Origin of the sequence: Streptomyces sp. YS-3 (assembly GCF_045257485.1) — a bacterium.
Classification (GTDB): domain Bacteria; phylum Actinomycetota; class Actinomycetes; order Streptomycetales; family Streptomycetaceae; genus Streptomyces.
Genome location: NZ_JBJHPC010000761.1, coordinates 1 through 2,843, shown reverse-complemented (window position 1 = coordinate 2,843; position 2,843 = coordinate 1). Strand labels below are relative to the sequence as shown.

The window sequence follows — 2,843 nt, the reverse complement described above, 5'->3', positions numbered from 1 at the left end:
CCCCGAGAGCAGCCAGAACACGACCGAAGAGTTCTATGGATGCGCTCCCACCGCTACTGACCCTGGCTGGGGTTCTTGCCGCAGTCCTGGGTTTCGTTGCGTGACCGGCAGCACGTATCCGTCGCCTGGGCCTGGCAGGCAGGGTCATGAGCGCAGCCCTGGTCTCTACGAGGAAGCGTTCCGTGTCACCGCCTCGAATCTCACGTTGAGATCCGAGCTCAGGCAGAACGCACCGCGCCGGTCCTCTCGCCCGACGACCCCTGGGCGCGAAGCCCCGGCTATGCAAGCCAGAAGAGAACAATGTCAGCCGCCTGAGCCGCGTCCCCGTAAGTCACGACGAGGGCGTGGCCGTTGGGCCGATCAGCTCAAGCGTGGCCAGTGCACACCGCGCGCCCCCACCAACCACCACAGAGCAAGATCAGGTCGTCACCCGCCGGAGGCTATCGTTGCGACCGCTGGGAACGGGACGTCATCTCCCCCACACGCCGGGACTCGATGGACCGGGGGCCGATGTCTTCGCCCGGGGCCCCTTGCCGGTAGAGGCTTTTGGGGACCGGCCATCGTCTTACCCGCGGTGCGCCCCCTCCAGCGGGCGGCGCACCAGCAGCACAGGAACCCCTCGCCAGACGGCAGGCCGGCCATCGCCGCCCATCCCCCAGCGTCATGCGTTGCTCGTCTCACCAGGACCAGCTGGCACCCCTCGAGGGGCGGTGCCGGACACAGACACCGGCGGCAGGCGCGGCAGCTTCCTGGCGATGATCACCGGCCACTCTCTCAGGAAGAGGACCCGCGGAACACGTGGGGGAGGCTGCGGTGGCGGGGCAGGTCGTCTCCAATGTCGTCGACGTCGTCGTCGCCGACATCGCCGCACACGTCATTGCCGCCGACCAGGCCCCCCACCTACCCGACGATGCCGCTGGTTTCGCAGACGGCCCCAGCGCCAGGATCGGGTGGCTCCGGGGCTGCCTGGGCAGGGATCGCGGCGGCCGACGTGACGACCAAGGTCATCACGGACATGGTCACGAGCTTGTTCAGCGTGCTCTTCATGATCGAAGAACGAGCCGCATAGCGCCCTGGTCAAGCGTATGCCGCGCGACTGGCCTTCCGCCGCCGCCGACACCACTCAATGCCCGAAGGCACGCGCTCACCCTTCACGGGAACAGATCAGGTGCTGCGGTGTCCGACCGCGCCCGTCCGCCAGGGACCGGCCCCTACACCCAGGGGGCGGGTCGTCATGATCCCCACCGCCGCGACTGGGCCGCCGGTTCTTCCCCCAGGAGGGTGGTTCCGGCCCTCCCATACGTGGGCACGACTTGTCCGGGAAGCACGATTTGCCTGCGGTTTAGGGCCTGCTGACGGGTTGCGGTTGTCTGTCAGCTTGTCGTGCCATCGGGCCGGGGCGCAACGGGTGCCCCGGGCAGGATGGGAGAGCAGCCATGACGCAGCACGAGGGGCCTACGTCGCCGGTGGGACGGGCTACGGAGGCCAGGCTCCACCGGGACCTTCCCGGGGAGGTGTCCGCGCTGATGGCCGGCCACGAGGAGCTGACCCGAGCCCCCTGGTATCCGACGCGGCCCGGTGACCGCCTGGTGGTGACCTTCGGGGAGTACGGGGACCTGCCCGGCTGGACGGAGACGTACGAGGTGGTGACCAGCGGAAAGCCAGGACCGGGACCGGGCCATGAGCAGCATGAGCTGCGGCTGGTCGAGCACACCGCACCCGGGGACGGGTTCGCTGGCGAGTTCAGCGGGGCGCCGGAGCTGTGGGGCGGGGATGCTATCGAGACGGCGTGGATGCAGGCCGGCGCCGAACGCCTGGTCGTCATCCGCAACGGCGAGGTCGCGCACCAGGGACGCCACACACCGACCCGGACCACCACCAGTGAACCGAGAATCACCACCGCCATCGGGGCCGATGGCGTGATCGGGGCGGCCGTCGTCATCGAGCGGGACTACACACCCGCCCAGCGTGAGGAGCTGGAACGGCGGATCATCCAGCGCGCGCACGAGCTGTAACAGGCCGGGCCGCGGTGGTCGCGGTGGTCGGTAGGGTGACCGAGGCGGGGGGCGGGCGGCTGGCGTGTGGCCGGTGACGGAACGTCCGCCCCGCGCTCTGTAAGCCGCGTGAACGAGAAGAGCCCCGGCCGAAACCGGGGCTCTTTCGCAGCTCAACCCCGCAGGGGCGGGGACGGCGGCCGTCCCCGCCCGGCACCAGCACTGCAAGCAGCGTGAACAGGCGCAATGCTTCATGCGCTGGGAAGGATCACGGCTGGAGAACGCCACCGGGAGCGGGCCCCCGGCGGGAGGACCAGTCCCTCAGTTTTAGGCAGGGTCCTTCAGCAGCAGTTCTTCCTTTTTGATCTCCTTGATGGCGATGTCGAAGATCTTTTGCTGTCACCCTCCGTGGCCGCTCCCCAAGATCTGTGCCAGCACCGAGTTCCGGTTCTGGCACAACTTCTGTGGACCGGCCACGCTGAGTCACTGATCGGCGCGTGGGGCCGCGGCTCCAATGAGAGCTCGGCGGTGAGCTGGAGCTCCCAGCTACCCGGGTCGCTTCAGGGGCGCGGTCATCGCGGAAGGCGGCGCGGTCAGCGCCGGCCGCCGCCGATGCGGCGGTCGTCGGCCAGTGCGGTGAGCGGGCCGAACTCGCGGGCAAGCTCGTTCCACGTCAGAACCTCGCCACAGCGGGCCGGGAACTCCTTCGGGTTGAACTCGGGCATGGTCCAGGTGCCAGTGCCCCGGTCCCGCAGCCACAGGTCCCCGTCACCGTCGACCACAGTCGGCGGGACCGGTACGGGCTCGGCCTGATCGGTGGGGTCCCAGGTGATCCGGCCCGGGTGGGAA

4 protein-coding genes are annotated in these 2,843 nt (G+C 69.3%); 1 reads left to right on the top strand and 3 read right to left on the bottom strand.

The window, feature by feature from the left end:
- Positions 1-440: 440 nt before the first annotated feature.
- The gene (locus ACJA3G_RS34420) at positions 441-665 is read right to left on the bottom strand and encodes a DUF6009 family protein (RefSeq protein WP_406556960.1); all 225 of its coding nucleotides are present in this window, start codon (positions 663-665) and stop codon (positions 441-443) included.
- A 235-nt stretch (positions 666-900) separates the two neighbouring features.
- Complete coding sequence (locus ACJA3G_RS34415; protein WP_406556959.1) at positions 901-1,047, bottom strand: hypothetical protein; 147 nt, start codon at positions 1,045-1,047, stop codon at positions 901-903.
- A gap of 389 nt (positions 1,048-1,436) precedes the next feature.
- Here ACJA3G_RS34415 and ACJA3G_RS34410 point away from each other — a divergent pair, with 389 nt between their 5' ends.
- Complete coding sequence (locus ACJA3G_RS34410; protein ID WP_406556958.1) at positions 1,437-2,015, top strand: hypothetical protein; 579 nt, start codon at positions 1,437-1,439, stop codon at positions 2,013-2,015.
- A 572-nt stretch (positions 2,016-2,587) separates the two neighbouring features.
- Here ACJA3G_RS34410 and ACJA3G_RS34405 read toward each other — a convergent pair.
- Positions 2,588-2,843: hypothetical protein (locus ACJA3G_RS34405; RefSeq protein WP_406556957.1), on the bottom strand; the 256-nt coding region annotated here is incomplete at its 5' end.